1 protein-coding gene is annotated in these 544 nt (G+C 46.7%); it reads left to right on the top strand.

What is annotated here, in order from left to right:
- Positions 1-52: 52 nt before the first annotated feature.
- Positions 53-481, top strand: a complete 429-nt coding sequence (locus B4U49_RS00275) for a hypothetical protein (protein ID WP_078082630.1) — start codon at positions 53-55, stop codon at positions 479-481.
- Positions 482-544: the final 63 nt, after the last annotated feature.

The following is a 544-nucleotide window of genomic DNA, read 5'->3' as shown; positions in this document are numbered from 1 at the left end:
CGCGCATAAAGCGCCCAAAATTGTCCGCGACTGAGCGCGGCGTTAATTGCTTATGTTCAACTTCGAAATAAGCTCAGAGCCTTATGGTGCTCTGCTGGTGGAAATGGCACCAGAGCATCAAGTTGAGGGCAAAACTGCAAGTAGCCCAATTTTCATAGAAATTGATGTATTTTCCCTGCTGAAGGAAGCAGTGCTCGGATCAAATGTTGACCTTTCTATGTCTCCTATTCTGGAGTTGAGTAAAAGGGAGTGCCTAGAAGCGTCGGAGCACCTACTTCTTCTATCAAAAGCTTTAATTCAGGCGAAAGAGGTTGCAGAAATTGAAGGGTTATTGAACTTTGAAAATGATGTCGTTCGACGACAGTTAGCATCTATTTTTATTGACGCACAAGTATGGCTATCCAACTTAGCTGAAAATTTGGCGAGCTGGCTTAGCCGCGCAGCGGTTGAGGTCAGCTCAGTCAAGATCAGCGCTCCATGAGTGTAATTAACAAGCCGGGTAGTTAGCTACGGACCTACGACCCTCCGCGGGGCAGCTTACCTT

The organism is Microbulbifer mangrovi, from assembly GCF_002009015.1.
GTDB classification, from domain to species: domain Bacteria; phylum Pseudomonadota; class Gammaproteobacteria; order Pseudomonadales; family Cellvibrionaceae; genus Microbulbifer; species Microbulbifer mangrovi.
Note: the sequence above shows the minus strand (reverse complement) of the source record. Positions and strands in the feature narration are given on the sequence as shown.

Coding starts and splice junctions, on each gene's coding strand:
- B4U49_RS00275 (WP_078082630.1), top strand. CDS start 53: ATGTTCAACTTCGAAATAAGCTCAGAGCCTTATGGTGCTCTGCTGGTG.